The 16219-nt window shown below is 73.0% G+C and carries 13 protein-coding genes; 6 read left to right on the top strand and 7 right to left on the bottom strand.

Annotated features, from left to right (window positions below):
* The 3 genes from ABT034_RS32985 to ABT034_RS32975 all read right to left on the bottom strand — a co-directional run.
* Window positions 1-756: biotin/lipoyl-containing protein (locus tag ABT034_RS32985; protein WP_351220772.1), on the bottom strand; the 756-nt coding region annotated here is incomplete at its 3' end.
* A 63-nt stretch (window positions 757-819) separates the two neighbouring features.
* A complete protein-coding gene (gene lpdA / locus ABT034_RS32980) occupies window positions 820-2208 on the bottom strand; it encodes a dihydrolipoyl dehydrogenase (RefSeq protein ID WP_351220771.1) in 1389 nt (462 codons plus the stop codon).
* A gap of 276 nt (window positions 2209-2484) precedes the next feature.
* Entirely contained in the window at window positions 2485-3993 is a 1509-nt protein-coding gene (locus tag ABT034_RS32975; RefSeq protein WP_351220770.1) for a leucyl aminopeptidase, read from the bottom strand.
* Window positions 3994-4308: 315 nt separating this feature from the next.
* On the opposite strand from ABT034_RS32975, the gene ABT034_RS32970 reads away from it, so the two are divergent.
* Genes ABT034_RS32970 through ABT034_RS32950 form a run of 5 tightly spaced genes read left to right on the top strand, consistent with a single transcriptional unit; the run spans window position 4309 to window position 10860 of the window.
* Window positions 4309-6384, top strand: a complete 2076-nt coding sequence (locus tag ABT034_RS32970; protein ID WP_351220769.1) for a hypothetical protein — start codon at window positions 4309-4311, stop codon at window positions 6382-6384.
* Between the two features lie 24 nt (window positions 6385-6408).
* Window positions 6409-7956, top strand: coding sequence for a GT4 family glycosyltransferase PelF (gene pelF, locus ABT034_RS32965; RefSeq protein ID WP_351220768.1), 1548 nt, complete (start codon window positions 6409-6411; stop codon window positions 7954-7956).
* Window positions 7953-9446 (top strand): hypothetical protein, encoded by a 1494-nt coding sequence (locus ABT034_RS32960; protein ID WP_351220767.1) that lies wholly within the window; start codon window positions 7953-7955, stop codon window positions 9444-9446. Before pelF ends, ABT034_RS32960 begins: the two co-directional genes overlap by 4 nt.
* 11 nt (window positions 9447-9457) lie before the next feature.
* Window positions 9458-10075 (top strand): spherulation-specific family 4 protein, encoded by a 618-nt coding sequence (locus ABT034_RS32955; RefSeq protein WP_351220766.1) that lies wholly within the window; start codon window positions 9458-9460, stop codon window positions 10073-10075.
* Window positions 10072-10860: an endo alpha-1,4 polygalactosaminidase gene (locus ABT034_RS32950; RefSeq protein WP_351220765.1), complete on the top strand. Its 789-nt coding sequence runs from the start codon at window positions 10072-10074 to the stop codon at window positions 10858-10860. The genes ABT034_RS32955 and ABT034_RS32950 overlap by 4 nt, the downstream gene beginning before the upstream one ends.
* A 47-nt stretch (window positions 10861-10907) precedes the next feature.
* On the opposite strand, the gene ABT034_RS32945 is transcribed toward ABT034_RS32950, so the two are convergent.
* Window positions 10908-11672, bottom strand: a complete 765-nt coding sequence (locus ABT034_RS32945) for an adenosylcobinamide-GDP ribazoletransferase (protein ID WP_351220764.1) — start codon at window positions 11670-11672, stop codon at window positions 10908-10910.
* Window positions 11673-11748: 76 nt separating this feature from the next.
* Between ABT034_RS32945 and ABT034_RS32940 the strand changes: the two genes are divergently transcribed.
* Window positions 11749-12513 (top strand): hypothetical protein, encoded by a 765-nt coding sequence (locus tag ABT034_RS32940; protein ID WP_351220763.1) that lies wholly within the window; start codon window positions 11749-11751, stop codon window positions 12511-12513.
* On the opposite strand, the gene ABT034_RS32935 is transcribed toward ABT034_RS32940, so the two are convergent.
* From ABT034_RS32935 to cobT, 3 genes are all read right to left on the bottom strand, one after another.
* Entirely contained in the window at window positions 12453-13163 is a 711-nt protein-coding gene (locus ABT034_RS32935; protein WP_351220762.1) for a hypothetical protein, read from the bottom strand. The genes ABT034_RS32940 and ABT034_RS32935 overlap by 61 nt on opposite strands.
* Window positions 13160-14980, bottom strand: a complete 1821-nt coding sequence (locus ABT034_RS32930; RefSeq protein ID WP_351220761.1) for a phosphatidylglycerol lysyltransferase domain-containing protein — start codon at window positions 14978-14980, stop codon at window positions 13160-13162. Before ABT034_RS32930 ends, ABT034_RS32935 begins: the two co-directional genes overlap by 4 nt.
* 132 nt (window positions 14981-15112) lie before the next feature.
* Window positions 15113-16189, bottom strand: a complete 1077-nt coding sequence (cobT, locus tag ABT034_RS32925; RefSeq protein WP_351220760.1) for a nicotinate-nucleotide--dimethylbenzimidazole phosphoribosyltransferase — start codon at window positions 16187-16189, stop codon at window positions 15113-15115.
* Between the last annotated feature and the right edge of the window lie 30 nt (window positions 16190-16219).

Raw genomic sequence — 16219 nt, 5'->3', positions numbered from 1 at the left:
GGCGGCGGGGGCAGCCGGGGCCGGAGCCGGAGCGGCAGCGGCCGGGGCGGCGGCCGGAGCCGGAGCGGCGGCGGGGGCGGCCGGGGCAGGAGCGGCGGGGGCGGCCGGAGCGGCACCCGCGGCGCCGATGACGGCCAGCTTGGCGCCGACCTCGGCGGTCTCGTCCTCGCCGACGACGATCTCCAGGAGGACACCGGAGACCGGGGCCGGGATCTCGGTGTCGACCTTGTCCGTGGAGACCTCGAGCAGCGGCTCGTCCTCCGTGACCTCCTCGCCGACCGACTTCAGCCAGCGGGTGACGGTGCCCTCGGTGACGGACTCGCCGAGCGCCGGAAGGACGACGTCGGTGCCCTCGGCGGAACCGCCGCCGGTGGCCGCCTCGGCCGTCGGGGCCGGAGCCGGGGCCTCAGCCTCGGTGGACGGGGCGGCCTGCGGCGCGGGGGCCGGGGCCTCCTGCTGCGGGGCGGCCTCGGCGGCCGGAGCGGCCTCTTCGGCCGGGGCCGCGGCGGGGGCGCCGGAGCCGTCGTCGATGATGGCCAGCTCGGCGCCGACCTCGACCGTCTCGTCCTCGGCGACCTTGATGGAGGCCAGGATGCCCGAGGCGGGGGCGGGGATCTCGGTGTCGACCTTGTCGGTCGAGACCTCGAGCAGCGGCTCGTCGGCCTCGACACGCTCACCCTCGGCCTTGAGCCAGCGGGTGACGGTGCCCTCGGTGACGCTCTCGCCGAGCGCCGGCAGGGTTACGGAAACCGACATGGTTTCAGTTGCTCCTAACGAATTGCGGAAAGTGGTCGTCGCGCCCTGTGATGACGATGAGCGTCAGTCGTGGGAGTGCAGCGGCTTGCCGGCCAGGGCCAGGTGGGCCTCGCCGAGCGCCTCGTTCTGCGTCGGGTGGGCGTGGATGAGCTGCGCGACCTCGGCCGGCAGCGCCTCCCAGTTGTAGATCAGCTGCGCTTCGCCGACCTGCTCGCCCATGCGGTCACCGACCATGTGGACGCCGACCACGGCACCGTCCTTGACCTGGACGAGCTTGATCTCGCCCGCGGTCTTGAGGATCTTGCTCTTGCCGTTGCCCGCGAGGTTGTACTTGAGGGCGACGACCTTGTCCGCGCCGTAGATCTCCTTGGCCTTGGCCTCGGTGATGCCGACGGAGGCGACCTCGGGGTGGCAGTACGTCACCCGGGGCACGCCGTCGTAGTCGATCGGGACGGTCTTGAGACCGGCCAGGCGCTCCGCGACGAGGATGCCCTCGGCGAAGCCGACGTGCGCGAGCTGGAGCGTGGGGACGAGGTCGCCCACGGCCGAGATCGTGGAGACGTTGGTCTGCATGTACTCGTCGACCAGGACGTAGCCGCGGTCCATCGCGACGCCCTGCTCCTCGTAACCGAGGCGGGCGGAGACCGGGCCGCGGCCGATGGCGACGAGCAGTACCTCGGCCTCGAAGGTCTTGCCGTCGGCCAGGGTGACCTTGACGCCGTTGTCGGTGTACTCGGCCGACTGGAAGAAGGTGCCGAGGTTGAACTTGATGCCGCGCTTGCGGAACGCGCGCTCAAGAAGCTTCGAGCTGTTCTCGTCCTCGACGGGGACGAGGTGCTTCATGCCCTCGATCACCGTGACGTCGGTGCCGAAGGACTTCCACGCGGAGGCGAACTCGACGCCGATGACACCGCCGCCGAGGATGATCGCGGACTCCGGGACCCGGTCGAGGGTCAGCGCGTGGTCCGAGGTGATGATCCGGTTGCCGTCGATCTCCAGGCCGGGGAGCGACTTCGGCACGGAACCGGTGGCCAGCAGGATGTGGCGGCCCTCGACACGGCGCCCGTCGACGTCGACGGAGGTCGGGGAGGACAGGTGGCCGGTGCCCTCGATGTAGGTCACCTTGCGGGAGGCGACGAGACCCTGCAGACCCTTGTACAGGCCTGAGATCACGTCGTCCTTGTACTTGTGCACGGCCTTGATGTCGATGCCCTCGAAGGAGGCCTTGACACCGAACTGCTCCGCCTCACGCGTCTGGTCGGCGACCTCGCCGGCGTGGAGCAGCGCCTTCGTCGGGATGCAGCCGTTGTGCAGGCAGGTGCCGCCGAGCTTGTTCTTCTCGATCAGTGCGACGTCCAGGCCCAGCTGCGCTCCGCGCAGCGCCGCGGCGTAACCGCCGCTACCGCCGCCGAGGATCACTAGGTCGAAAACGGTGCTGGCGTCGTTCGCCACGTCACGTCCTCCATGCATGTGCGCTCGTCGCCGGTCTTCAGTGACCGGGCGGCGGCTGGTGTCCGGCCGCTTTATTTCGGCCCTGTGGTGGGGGCCCTGTCCTGCCGAGAACCCATCTTCGCACTTGTTGACGGCCGACGGGACGCGGGGCCGTGCTCTGAGACGGCCGATCGTCCCCACGGAGGGCGGACCCGGGTGTACGAACCTACGGATTTCGTCGCGAGAGGACGGCGACGGCCCCGGGTCCGTACGGGACCCGGGGCCGTCGCGGACCGGTCAGAGCTCGCCGGCCGCCGTGCGCTCGGCCAGCTTCACCAGGGTGCGGACCGAGGAGCCGGTGCCGCCCTTCGGGGTGTAGCCGTAGGGGGCGCCCTCGTGGAAGGCGGGGCCCGCGATGTCCAGGTGGGCCCAGGTGATGCCCTCGCCCACGAACTCCTGGAGGAAGAGGCCGGCGACCAGGCCGCCGCCCATCCGCTCACCCATGTTGGCGATGTCGGCGGTGGGGGAGTCCATGCCCTTGCGCAGGTCCGCGGGGAGCGGCATCGGCCAGGACGCCTCGCCGACCTCCTCGGCGATCTCGTGGATCGCGGAGCGGTAGTCGTCGTCGTTGGCCATGATGCCGAAGGTGCGGTTGCCGAGGGCCAGGACCATGGCGCCGGTCAGGGTCGCCACGTCGACGATGGCGTCCGGCTGCTCCTCGGAGGCGCGGGTCAGGGCGTCGGCGAGGACGAGACGGCCCTCGGCGTCGGTGTTGAGGACCTCGACGGTCTTGCCGCTGTACATGCGCAGCACGTCGCCCGGGCGGGTGGCGGAGCCGGACGGCATGTTCTCGGCGAGGGCGAGCCAGCCGGTGACGTTGACCTCCAGGCCGAGGCGGGCGGCGGCGACGACGGAGGAGAACACGGCGGCGGCGCCGCTCATGTCGCACTTCATCGTCTCGTTGTGGCCGGCCGGCTTGAGGGAGATGCCGCCCGAGTCGTAGGTGATGCCCTTGCCGACGAGGGCGAGGGTCCGCTCCGCCTTCGGGTGGGTGTACGCGATCCGGACCAGGCGCGGCGGGTTCTCGGAGCCGTTGCCGACGCCGAGGATGCCGCCGTAGCCGCCCTTGGCGAGCGCCTTCTCGTCGAGGACCTGGACCTTGAGCCCGTGCTCCTTGCCGGCGGTCTGGGCGGCGGCGGCGAACGCGGCCGGGGTCAGGTCGTTCGGCGGCATGTTGATCAGGTCGCGGGCGCGGTTGATCTCCTCGGCGACGGCCAGGGCGCGCTCGGCGGCGGCCTTGTGTGCCTTGTCGCGCGGCTTGGCGCCGAGCAGGGCGACCTCGCCGAGCGGCTTCTTCGCGTCCTTGCCGTTCTCCTGGTACGCGGTGAAGGCGTACGCGCCGAGCAGGGCGCCCTCCGCGATGGCGGCGGCGTCCTCGGCGTCGGCGATCGGCAGCGCGAACGCGGCCTTCTTCGCGCCGGTCAGGACGCGGGCGGCGGTACCGGCGGCGCGGCGCAGGGTCTCCGTGCCGTAGGACGCGCCGTCCTCGGCCGCGGTGCCCAGGCCGACGGCCAGGACGACGGGGGCCTTGAGGCCGGCGGGGGCGGGCAGCTTGGTCGCCTCACCCTCGGAACCCGAGGCGCCCAGGGTCTCCAGGACGGCGGCGAGCCGGCCTTCGAAGGCCTTGTCGACGGCCTCGGCGCCCGGGGCGACGACGAGCGTCTTCCCGGACTTCGCGACGCCGACGACGAGGGCGTCGGCGCGCAGCGTCGCCGCGCCGGCAGTGCTGAGAGTGAGAGCAGTCACGGTGGTGAAATCTCGCTTCCATTGAGTTCTGTAGCGGTCGAGGGATGGGCCGACCGTGCCCGCCGCATCGTATTTCGGCCCGGAGAGCGCCGAGAACGAGCCTACGCTCGCTCATCCGGTTCGCTCACGGCGGCGGTGATTCACTCATCCGTGGTGTCTCTTTCATGTTTACCGTTCAGGCTCGGAGCGCTCCTTCACACTCGCCTCAGTCACGCAAGGACGACGCTCTCGTCTTCGCACCATCTGCAGCATCTCCACAGGTCCTCCGTTCCGTGCTCCGGTGCGGGCGGGCCTGCCGAGGGGGGACACCACCTGATGGACTCCGGCCGAATCCGTACGCCCAGAACCGCGCCCCGCGGCGCCCGCACCGCCAGGACCGCGGCCCTCGCCGCCGCCGCGCTGCTCGCCACCGTCGTCCCGTCCGCACAGGCCGCCACGGCCCCCGTGCCCCGGATCGACCTCACCGTCCTCGTCGTCGACGACGGCGGCAGCGCGGTCGGGGCGATCACCGCCGAGCTGAAGGGCTCCGGCGTCCCGTACCGCAGGATCGACCTGAACGACCCGAACCGGCCGGTCCTCGACACGGCCTTCCTCAGCGACACGGTCGACGGACGCCCCCGCGCCAAGTACCAGGGCGTCGTCCTGCCGCACGAGACCGCCTTCGGGCCCGACTCCGCCGAGCACTCCGCCCTCCAGTCGTACGAGCGGAGGTTCGGCATCCCGCAGGTCGACGCCTACACCTGGTCGCACCCCGGCGTCGGTCTCGACTACACGAACGAGGGAGGCTGGTCGGGCGTCCTCGACGGGACCACGGCCGGCGTCACCGCCGCGGGCAGGGCGGGCCCCTTCCGGTACCTGTCCGGAGCGCTCACCTTCGAGGACAACGACCCCGCGATCGCCGAGGGCTACGGCTACGCGGGCCGGCCCCGGGCCGGCTACACCAGCTACCTCGACGTCCCCGTCGACGGCGGCGGCCGGGCCAGCCTCGTCGGCGAGTACACCTCCGACGGACGCCGCGAACTCGTCGTCACGTTCGCCTACAACCAGTACCAGCGGCAGTTCCGCGCCCTCGCCCGCGGCATCGTCGAATGGCTCACCCAGGGCGTCCACCTCGGCCAGAGCCGCAACTACCTCTCGGTCCACGTCGACGACGTCTTCGCGCCCGACGCCCGCTGGGACACGGCCCTCAACTGCACTCCCGGCGACTTCGACTGCGTCGGCGACGAGGGCGAGGGCGTCGACCCGATCCGGATGACGGTCGCCGACGCCCAGTACGCCGCCGCCTGGCAGAAGACCTCCGGCTTCACCCTCGACATGGTCTACAACGGCGGCCAGGGCGAGCAGTGGAAGACCGAGCACGGCGGCGCCGACGCGCTCACCGACCGGCTCGTCGCGGACCGCGCCCAGTACCGCTGGATCAACCACACCTACACCCACCCCTTCCTCGGCTGCGTCCAGGACAACACCGTCGTCCCCTGGCAGTGCGCCAAGGACACCTCAGGCAACACCCTGTGGGTCGGCCGCTCCGAGCTGTCCGCCCAGATCCGGAACAACCACAACTGGGCCGTCGGCAAGGGCATCTCCGTCGACCGGAGCGAACTCGTCACCGGCGAGCACTCCGGCCTCAGGACGCTTCCCCAGCAGCCCGCCGACAACCCCCACCTGGCCGGCGCCCTCGCCGACAACGGCGTCAAGTGGCTCGCGAGCGACAACTCCCGCGAACCGCAGCAACGTTCCCTCGGCACCGCCACCGGCGCCGCGAAGACCGTGCCCCGCCACCCCATGAACGTGTACTACAACGTCGGCACCGCCGCCGAGATGACCGACGAGTACAACTGGGTCTACACCTCCCGCGCTGACGGCGGCAGCGGCATCTGCGAGTCCAACCCGGCCTCCACCTGCCTGCCGGGCCCGCTCCCGACGACCACCGGCTACGCCGACCACATCGTCCCGCAGGAAGCCAGGACCGCCCTCTCCCACGTCCTCGGCAACGACCCGCGCCCGCACTACGTGCACCAGTCCAACCTCGCCGAGGAACGCCTCCTCTACCCCGTCCTCGACCGGGTGCTCGCCGACTACCGCGCCCTGTTCGCCCCCAGCGCCCCGGTGGTGAACCCGCGCCAGAAGGACGTCGGCACCGAACTGCTCCGCCGGGCCGCCTGGGACCAGGCCCTCGCCGAAGGAAAGGTCACCGCCTACCGCATCGGCACCGCGGTCACCGTCAAGGCACCCGCCGGCCTCACCGCGCCGATCACCGCCCCCGAGGGCACCCGCAAGCAGCTCCTCATCGGCACCACCGCCTTCGGGGCGCCGTACGCGGGCACCCGCTCCGCCTGGACCACGCCCGAACTGCTCCAGACCCACGTCACACTCACGCTCCCGACCGCCTGACCAGCACGTTCTGGGGGAACGCACATGCCGAGCAGTGGCCGTCACGTCACCATGCTCACCGAAGGCACCTACCCGCATGTCCACGGCGGCGTCAGCACCTGGTGCGACCAGCTCGTCCGAGGCATGCCCGAGGTCGACTTCGAGATCCTCGCCCTCACCGGCAGCGGCCGCGAACCCGTCACCTGGGAGCTGCCGCCCAACATCACCCGGCACACCGCGTACCCCCTCTGGGGACTCCCGCAGGGACCGGCCGCGCCCGCCCGCGCCCGCCGGCCCCTGCGGGGGCGCGCCCGCCGCCGCTTCCTCGACGCGTACGAACGGACCCTGCTCGCCCTCCTCGACCCGGAGGCGGGCTGCGACTTCGGCACCGGCCTGTACGAGCTGGCCGAACTCGCCCGGCAGGGACGGCTGACCACCGCCCTGCGCTCCGAGGCGGCCCTGCGCTCCCTCATGTGGATCTGGACCATGCCGCACCTGCCGATCCTCGCGGCCCGGCCCACCGTCCACGACGCGCTCACCGCCACCGACCTGCTCGAACACGCCCTGCGCCCGCTCGCCGCCCGGATATCCAGCGGCGGCGTCGCCCACGCCGTCTCCAGCGGCCTCGCCACCCTGCCGGCGCTCGCCGCACAGCACTTCGAAGGAGTGCCCTTCCTGCTCACCGAACACGGCATCTACCTCCGCGAGCGCTACCTCGGCTACCGCACCGAAGCGCAACGCTGGCCCGTCAAGGCCCTGATGCTCGGCTTCTACCGCGAGCTCAACACCCTCGGCTACCGCAAGGCCGACCTCATCACCCCCTGCAACCAGTACAACCGGCGCTGGGAGGAGCGCGGCGGCGCCCCCGCCGACCGCATCCGCACCGTCTACAACGGCGTCGACCCGGCCGCCTTCCCCGAGGCCGGACCCGAACCCGAGACGCCCACCCTCAGCTGGTGCGGCCGCGTCGACCCCATCAAGGACCTCGAAACCCTGATCCGGGCGTACGCGATCTGCCGCGCCGAACTCCCCGCGCTGCGCCTGCGCCTGTTCGGCCCGGTCCCCGCCGGGAACGAGGACTACCTGACCCGCCTGGAGAAGCTCGCCGCCGAACTCGGCGTCACCGACGGCATCAGCTTCGAGGGCCGGGTCTCCGAGGTGCCGCGCGCCTACGCCGCCGGCAGCGTCGTGATGCTCTCCTCCATCAGCGAGGGCTTCCCCTTCTCCCTCATCGAGGCCATGTCCTGCGGCCGCGCCACCGTCTCCACCGACGTCGGCGGGGTACGGGAGGCCGTCGGCGACACCGGGATCGTCGTCCCGCCCCGCGAACCGGCCGTCATGGCCGCCGCCGTCAGCGCCCTCCTCCGCGACGGGGCCAGGCGCGCCGAACTCGGCCGCCGCGCCCGGCAGCGGGTGATCGACCGGTTCACCCTGCACCGCTCGGTGGACGGCTTCCGGCGGATCTACCGCGAACTGGCCGACGCCCGCCCTCCACGCCCTGCCCTGCCCCTCGTCCCCGCGCCCCTGCGCCTGCGCATCCCCACGCCGCGCCGTACCTCCGCGGCCCTCGTCACCGGAGGCACCCCGGCGTGAGCGGCTCCCTCTGGCTGAAGCCCCCGGCGACGGGGACCCCGCTGCCCGCGATCCCGCGCCCCCGCCGCGAGGACCGCACGGGGCGCGTCGCGCACCCGCCCGCCGCGCACCCGCCCGGCGGTTCCGCCCCCGCCACCGTCCACCCCGCCGGAGGCGCGCCCGCCGCCGACCCCCTCGACGAACTCACCGTCCGACTCGAAGAGTTCGCCGCCGTCGCCGTCCACCCCGACGAGATCGCCGCCCTCCTCGAATCCGACGGCATGACCGACGACCACATCCGGCTCACCTACGGCCGCGCCGACTCCTTCGCCCTCGCCGAGGACCTCTACGCGCGCGTGGAGCGGCGCCACCACCCCGCACCGGCGTCGCGGCCGCCCGGCGGCGCCTGGCACACCGGGCTCGCCGGCTGCCTCCTGCGCGGGCTCGTCTTCGCGCTGCCCGGCCTCGCGTACGTCCTCGCCGCCCCGCTCCTCGCCGGCGAGCCGGGCCGCTTCGGGCTCCCCGGCGGAACGGTTCCGCTCCTCGCGGGCGCCGTCACAGGATGGGTGTGGAACCAGGCCCTGTCCCACCGCGCGTACACCTGGCTCGGCCTCGGCGACCGGCCCGCCGCCGCCCGCGCCCTGCTCACCGGCGCCCCGGCGGGCGCCCTCGCCGGTACGGCCGTCGCCTTCGCGGCCGCCGCGCCGGGCGAGGCCCCGGCGGCCCTGTTCGCCGCCGGGCAGTCGCTGTACCTCGCCGCCGCGACCGTGCTCCTGGTCCTCGGCCGCGAACGGGCCCTGCTCTGCGCCCTGCTGCCGCTCGCCGGCGCCCTCCCCGCCTTCCGCTGGGACCTGCCCGACCCGCTGCGCGCCGCGCTCCTCCTCACCGCCCTCACCGCGAGCACCGTCTTCGCCGCGGTCGTCCTGCGGCCCGGCGCGCGGCGCGGCGCGGCGGGACGCGGCGGCCCCCCGCGCGCCGGCTCCCTCCCGTACGGCCTGTTCGGCCTCGGCAGCGGGCTGCTCGTCCTCCAGGCGGGCATCGGCGACACCCTGGTGAGCGGCGCGGGAGCCGTCATCGCGCTCACCCTCTCCATGGGCCCCGCGGAGTGGCTGCTGCACCGCTTCCGGGGCGAGAGCCTGACCCGGCTGCGGACCCTGACCACGGCCCGCGAGTTCCGCCGGGCCGTCACCGGCACCCTCGTGCTCTGCCTCGGCGGCTACCTCACCGCCCTCACCGCCCTCACCCTCGCCGCGACCCTGGCCTGGCCCGGGGCGCCCTGGCCGACGCCGCCCCGGCTCGTCACCCTGCTCCTCGTCGGGACCGTGCTCTGGCTGGGGCTGCTGCTCCAGGCCTTCGGCGCGGTGCTCAGCGCCGCCCTCGTCTGCCTCCTCGCGGCGGCGGCGCAGACCCTGCAACCCGCGGCGGGCCCGGTGGCGGCCGGGGGAGCGGCGGCGGTGCTCGCCGTCCTCACCTGTGCTCTGCTGGTACGACCGACCGCCCATCGCGTCTAGGGGCAAGGACCGTGAACCGTCTCCTCCTCGTGCCGTTCTACGAGCACCCGGCCGACCGCCCCGACGCGTGGTCGGCGCTGGTCGACGCGGCGCCCTCCCTGTACGGCGTCGTCGTCAACCCGGCGAGCGGCGCGGGCGAGGCCGCCGACCCGGCGTTCGCGGAGACCACCGGACGGCTGCGGGCGGCCGGGGTACGGCTCCTCGGCTACGTGGACACCGACTACGGGCGCCGCCCGCACGCCGAGGTCGTCACCGAACTCCTCCGCCACCGCGACTGGTACGGCACCGACGGCGCCTTCCTCGACCAGGTGTCGACCGCGCCCGGCTGCCTCGCCCACTACCGGCGGATCGCGGTCGCGGCCCGGTCCGCCGGAGCCGCGACCCTCGTGCTCAACCACGGCGCGCACCCCGACCCGGGCTACGAGGAGTTCGCCGACCTCCTCGTCACCTTCGAGGGCCCCTGGGACACGTACCGGACGCTCGACCTGCCGGTCGCCGCCCACTACTGCCACCTCGTCTACGCGGCCCCGCCCGACGTCCGCCCGGCCACCCCGGTGCACTGCGCGGTCCCGGGCACGGGCGCGCACCCCTGGGGCACCCTTCCGCACCCCCTGGAGCCCGCACGATGAGACGACTGCTGCCCCTGCTCGCGGGCCTGCTCCTGCTCGCCACCGCCTGTACGACGAGTCCCGACCCGGACCCGAAGCCCAGGGAGGAGCGGTGGCGGCCGAAGCCGGGCCTCGCCTGGCAGTGGCAGCTCAGCGGCCGCCTGGACCCGACGGTCGACGTCCCGGTGTACGACATCGACGGCTTCGACCACCCGGCGTCCACGGTCACGGACCTCCACGACCGCGGCCGCAAGGTCATCTGCTACCTCTCCACCGGCGCCTGGGAGGACTTCCGCCCGGACGCCGACCGCTTCCCGAAGTCCGTCCTCGGCGAGGGCAACGGCTGGGAGGGCGAACGCTGGCTCGACATCCGCCGCACCGACGTCCTCGAACCCCTCATGGCCGAACGCCTCGACATGTGCCGCACCAAGGGCTTCGACGCCGTCGAACCCGACAACATGGACGGCTACAAGAACGACACCGGCTTCCCCCTCACCGCCACCGACCAGCTCCGCTACAACCGCCTCATCGCCCGCCTGGCCCACGACCGGGGCCTCGCGGTGGGGCTCAAGAACGACCTGGACCAGATCCCGCAGCTGCTCCCCGACTTCGACTTCGCGGTCAACGAACAGTGCGCCCAGTACGGCGAGTGCGACCGCCTCGCCCCGTTCGTGGCGGCGGGCAAGGCGGTCTTCCACGTCGAGTACGAGCTGAAGACGACCGAGTTCTGTCCGCAGGCCAGGGAACTGAAGCTCAGCTCCATGCTCAAGCGGTACGACCTGGGGGTCTGGCGCAGTCCCTGCTGACCGAGCGGGCGGGCGTAGCCCTCCGCCCTCCGTGCTGCCGCCGGCGGTCAGCCCAGCGACAGCGCCACGAGCGCCGCCGTCGCCGCCGTCTCCTCCACCGCGCCGAAGACGTCGCCCGTCACCCCGCCGAACCGCCGGACGCACCGGCGGAGCAGCAGCGCCGCGGCGGCCAGGGCCGCGCCGGCCGCGAGGACGTTCCGTACCGCGTCGTACGGGGAGGAGAGGAGGCCCGCCGCCGCGCACGCCACCAGGACGAGGGCGGTGGTGAGGGTCGCGGAGCGGGTCGGGACCGTCGCCGCGACGATCGCGCCCAGTCCCTCGGGGCGGGCCGCCGGGACGCCGTGGCGGGAGGCGTGGGTGAGGGCGAGGCGGGCGACGGTGGCGGCGAGGACGGCGCCGGCCGCACCGTGCGCCCAGCTCTGCCCGTACAGCTCGAAGAGGGCGGCGACCTGGGCGAACAGGACGAGGAGCAGCGCGATGACACCGAACGGCCCCACGTCCGACTGCTTCATGATGCGCAGCGCGTCCTCGGCGGGTTTGGCGCTGCCGAGGCCGTCGGCGGTGTCCGCGAGGCCGTCGAGGTGGAGGCCCCGGGTGAGAACGGCGGGGACGGCGGTGGTGACGACGGCGGCGAGCAGCGGCCCCGAGCCGAGCAGCAGGAACGTCCCGCCGAGCGCGGCGGCGCAGAGGCCGACGGCCAGACCGGCCAGCGGGGCGCAGAGCATGCCGCCGCGGGCCGCGTCCCGGTCCCAGCGGGTGATGCGGGCGGGGAACACGGTGAGGGTGCCGAAGGCGAAACGCAGGCCGTCCATCCGGGCAGGGTAATCGCCGCCTCCGGACGGTAGATTGCCCGTACGCCGCATACCGCGCATATCGGAACGGGGTGGCATGGGTCACTGGTTCTCCCGCAACATCGTGGAGCCGGGAAAGCTCCCGATGCTGCTCGCGCTGACCTCGTTCGTCGTGACGTTCCTGGTCACGCGGACGGTCACCCGCCTCATCCGGGCGGGGAAGGGCCCCTTCGGGAACGTGTCCTCCGGCGGGCTCCACATCCATCACGTCGTACCGGGCGTCGTCCTCACCGTCATCGGCGGTTTCGGCGCGGTGGGCAGCGACCGGCACGGCGTCGGCGGGGTCGTCTTCGCCGTGGTCTTCGGGATCGGCGCGGGGCTCGTCCTCGACGAGTTCGCGCTGATCCTCCATCTCGACGACGTGTACTGGACGGACCAGGGCCGCAAGAGCGTCGAGGTGGTCGTCCTCACCGCGGCCCTGGTCGGGCTCGCCCTGAGCGGGTTCTCCCCGCTCGGCGTCGACGACATGACCGCCGACGAGCGCCAGGACCGGCTCACCTTCCTCCTCACCCTGGCGCTGAACTTCCTCCTCATCCTGATCACCCTGGTGAAGGGCAAGTTCCGGATGGCCGTCCTCGGCGTGTTCGTCCCCTTCGTGGCGATCGTCGGCGCCGTCCGCCTGGCCCGCCCCGGCTCATGGTGGTCCCGGCGGCTCTACGGGCGCCGCCACCGCGCCCGGGCCCGCTCCCGGATCCGTACGTACCGCCACGACAAACGCTGGACCAAGGTCCGGCGCCGCGCTCAGGACCTGATCGGCGGCTTCCAGGAGCGGGTCCCTGGGCGGGGCTCCACCCCCTCCTGACCGCGCTCGCGCCAGGCCTGGACCCCCATCAGGACGAGGACGCCGGCGATGGCCGCCAGATGCTCCTTGCCGGCCAGGTTCGGCTTGACGATCACCTCCACGACCATCGCGGCGACCACCGCCCCGCCGGTCCAGAAGGCCCCGTACCGCCAGCAGACGTAGACCGCGAGGCCGACCACCGCCGCCGAGGGCCCGGTGTCGACGACCCGCGCGTCGGAAGCGGGCAGCCCGAGCGGGCTGTCCGGGCCGATCGCGATGCCCACGCGCGCGTACAGCGTCCCCGCCAGGGTCGCCAGATAGGCGATGCCGAGCGTCCGCGCCCGCCCGAGACAGGTCTCGGCGATCCCGAACACCAGCAGGACCTGCGCGAGCGCCCCCCACACGGGCAGGTCGAGCGCCGGTACGAAGAGCGAGAGCGGGGTCCTGAGCAGCGCGAGCCACAGGGGGTCCTCGGCCCGTACGGAGCCGATGTCCTGCACCGGCTGATAGCCCCAGTCCTGGTTCTGGACCAGCTGGAAGAGGGCGGTCAGGCAGACGGCGGCGATCGTCATCGGGACCGCCCGCCACCTCCTCGTGACCAGCGCCGTCCGTACGGTGGTGAACAGCGGGCCCCACTCCCGGCGCGCGAACTCCCGGCCGGAGGCGCTCAACGCCCGCTCTCCAGATGTCTGCGGTGCATCCACTTCGGCAGCCCCGGGGCCTCCAGGAAACCTTCGGCCCGGCCGGCCGCGAGGCCGATGCGCAGCAGGTCGGCACTCTTCTCGAAGAGCATGAATCGGGGCTCCCAGATCGGTCGGTACTTGGCGTTGGCGCGGTACAGCGACTCGATCTGCCACCAGCGGGAGAAGAAGCTGAGCAGCGAACGCCACATCCGCAGCACGGGCCCCGCCCCGAGCTTCGAGCCACGTTCGAAGACGGACCGGAACATCGCGAAGTTGAGTGAGACCTGAGTGATCCCGATCTCCTCGGCGCGCTGGAGGAGTTCGATGACCATGAACTCCATCAGGCCGTTCTCGGACTCCCGGTCACGGCGCATCAGGTCGAGCGAGAGCCCCTTCGGACCCCAGGGGACGAAGGACAGCACCGCCCGCAGCTCGCCCTGCCCGTCGGTGCACTCCAGCATCACGCAACGCCCGTCCCTGGGGTCGCCGAGCCGGCCAAGCGCCATCGAGAAGCCGCGCTCGGTGGCCCCGTCCCGCCAGTCGTCGGCCTTGCGCAGCAACACGTCCATCTCCTCTGCGGGGATGTCCTCGTGCCGCCGGATCCGCACCTCGTACCCGGCCCGCTTGACCCGGTTGAACGCCTGCCGGACCGTCCGCATGGCCCGCCCGTCCAGGGTGAAGTGTTCTCCGGGGGTTCCACCCCCGGGCCCCCGGGCGCCGGTCTCCACGATCGCCTCGTCGCCCAGCTCCAGGGCGTCGAGACCGTGCCGCGCGTAGATCGTGCCGGCCTCCTCGCTCGCGCCCATCACCGCCGGGATCCAGCCGTGCTCGCGCGCCTCGGCCAGCCAGGGCTCGATGGCGCCCGGCCAGGCCTCGGGGTCGCCGATCGGGTCGCCCGAGGCGAGCGAGACCCCGCCGACCACCCGGTAGGCGATGGCGGCCTTCTCGCTCGGCGACCACACGACGCTCTTCTCGCGGCGCAGCGCGAAGTAGCCGAGGGAGTCGCGGTTCCCGTGCTTGTCGAGCAGGGCCCGCAGCCGCTCCTCGTCCCCCTCCGTCAGCGGGTCGACGGCCCGCCGGGAGCGGAAGGCGGCGAAGAGCACCGCGAACAGGAGCAGCGTGGACAGGACGTTGATGGTGACGTCGACCCAGCCGGGGGTGGCGATCCCGGGGATCCGCGAGTCGTCGGCGGCCAGGGTGATGAGCCGCATCACGCCGTACCGCCAGCGCTCCAGGAAGGTGGAGGGGGCGGTGGAGGTGTTGGTGGCGGTGACGAGCACGGCCGCGAGCAGCGAGGTGACGAGCAGCCCGCCGACCGCCACGGCCGCCGCGAGCAGCGGGTTGGAGCGGTCGCCCTTCGCGTAGAACTCCTTGCGGCCCAGCAGCAGCGCCAGGACGAAGGCGGCGGTCAGGACCAGCGAGATCCAGTTCTGGGCGTGCTGCCGGGTCTCGGGGAACACCATCACGAGCGCGAACAGCAGCAGGAACAGACCGCTCAGCACCAGGTTGAGGATCCACGCGGCCCGCTTGCGGCGCCGCATGGTGATCGCCAGGAAGAGGGTGAAGACCCCCGAGGCGAAGCCCGCCGTGAGCATGTACGGGGTGAAGTAGTTGTCCTCGTTGTGGCGGCGCAGGTCCTGTCCGAAGGAGACCCAGACGGCGCTCAGGAAGTTGATGAACGTGACGACGCGCAGGTACCAGACGGCGAACGCGGCGCTGCGGCGCGAACGGGGGGTGGAGCTCCGGGGTGTTGCTCCGGGCGTTGCCCCGGGTGTTGCTTCGGCAGACAAGCGGACTTCTCCCATGAAAAGCGATCATATGGGGCACCACTTGCCGTGCGGAGACGCCGGAGGCGGCCACGCGCGCGTGGCGTGCGCACATGCCGTGCGCCGCGCGCGTGACCGCCCCGGAGTCGATACGTCCGTCCCGCTTCCCCCTCAGGCCTCCGAAGCGCCCGCGCCGTCCGGAGTGGTCGGATCCGGACGCTCGGGCAGCTCCGCGGCGAACGCCGCCGCGGCCCTGACGAGGGGAAGCGCGAGCAATGCCCCGGTTCCCTCACCCACATGGACGCCGTGGTCGAGGAGAGGGTTGAGCGCCATCCGGTCCAGCGCCTTCGTCTGCGCCGGCTCCCCGCTCACCTGGCCCGCGAGCCACCAGTCCGGCGCCCGGAACGCCGCCCGCTGCGCCACGAGCGCGCAGGCCGCCCCCACCACACCGTCCAGGATCACCGGCATCCGCCGCACCGAGGCCTGGAGCAGGAACCCGGTCATCGCCGCCAGATCCGCCCCGCCGACCGCCGCGAGCAGCTCCAGCTGATCGCCCAGGACCGGCCGGGCCCGCCGCAGCGCGTCCCGGACCGCCGCGCACTTCCGCATCCACGCCAGGTCGTCGATCCCGGCGCCGCCCCGGCCCGTCACCACCGACGCGTCCGTCCCGCAGAGGGCCGCGATCAGGGTCGCCGCGGGCGTCGTCCCGCCGACGCTCAGATCCCCGAGCACCACCAGATCGATGCCGGAATCCGCCTCCTCGTCGGCGATGGCGATACCGAGGCGGACCGCCGCCTCCGTCTCCTCGGCCGTCAGCGCGTTCTCGACGTCGATCCGGCCGCTGCCGCGCCGCACCCGGTGGCGTACCACCTCGGCCGGCAGCAGCTCGGGCTCGCAGTCGAGACCGGCGTCCACGACCCGTACCGGCACGTCCGCCGACCGGGCGAGCACGGCGATCGGGCTCGCCCCGTCCAGGACCGCCCGCACCAGCTCGTGCGCGGTGCCCGCCGGGCGCCCCGACACATCGAGCGAGGCGATCCCGTGGTCGCCCGCGAAGAGCACCACCTTCGGCTGCTCGATCGCCCGCACCTTGACCGAGGCCTGCGCCGCCGACAGCCACTCACCGAGCTCGTCGAGCCGGCCGAGGGCCCCCGGCGGCACGCTCAGCCGCTCACGGCGCTCCTCGGCGTCACGCCGGATCCCGCCGTCGGGGCGCTCGATCAGATCGGAGAAGTCGTCCAGATTCACGGGTTCCGCCTTGAGACAAATCAGCGAGTG

The sequence above is a fragment of the Streptomyces sp. NPDC002773 genome, from assembly GCF_040295605.1.
Taxonomy (GTDB): Bacteria; Actinomycetota; Actinomycetes; order Streptomycetales; family Streptomycetaceae; genus Streptomyces.
The sequence above is the reverse complement of the archived record's forward strand: the minus strand, read 5'-3'. Positions and strand labels throughout refer to the sequence as shown.

Excerpts from the sequence above, each read along its gene's own strand:
- ABT034_RS32970 (WP_351220769.1), top strand. The coding sequence starts at position 4,309 with ATGGACTCCGGCCGAATCCGTACGCCCAGAACCGCGCCCCGCGGCGCC.
- pelF (WP_351220768.1), top strand. The coding sequence starts at position 6,409 with ATGCCGAGCAGTGGCCGTCACGTCACCATGCTCACCGAAGGCACCTAC.
- ABT034_RS32950 (WP_351220765.1), top strand. The coding sequence starts at position 10,072 with ATGAGACGACTGCTGCCCCTGCTCGCGGGCCTGCTCCTGCTCGCCACC.
- ABT034_RS32945 (WP_351220764.1), bottom strand. The coding sequence starts at position 11,672 with ATGGACGGCCTGCGTTTCGCCTTCGGCACCCTCACCGTGTTCCCCGCC.
- ABT034_RS32940 (WP_351220763.1), top strand. The coding sequence starts at position 11,749 with ATGGGTCACTGGTTCTCCCGCAACATCGTGGAGCCGGGAAAGCTCCCG.
- ABT034_RS32930 (WP_351220761.1), bottom strand. The coding sequence starts at position 14,980 with ATGGGAGAAGTCCGCTTGTCTGCCGAAGCAACACCCGGGGCAACGCCC.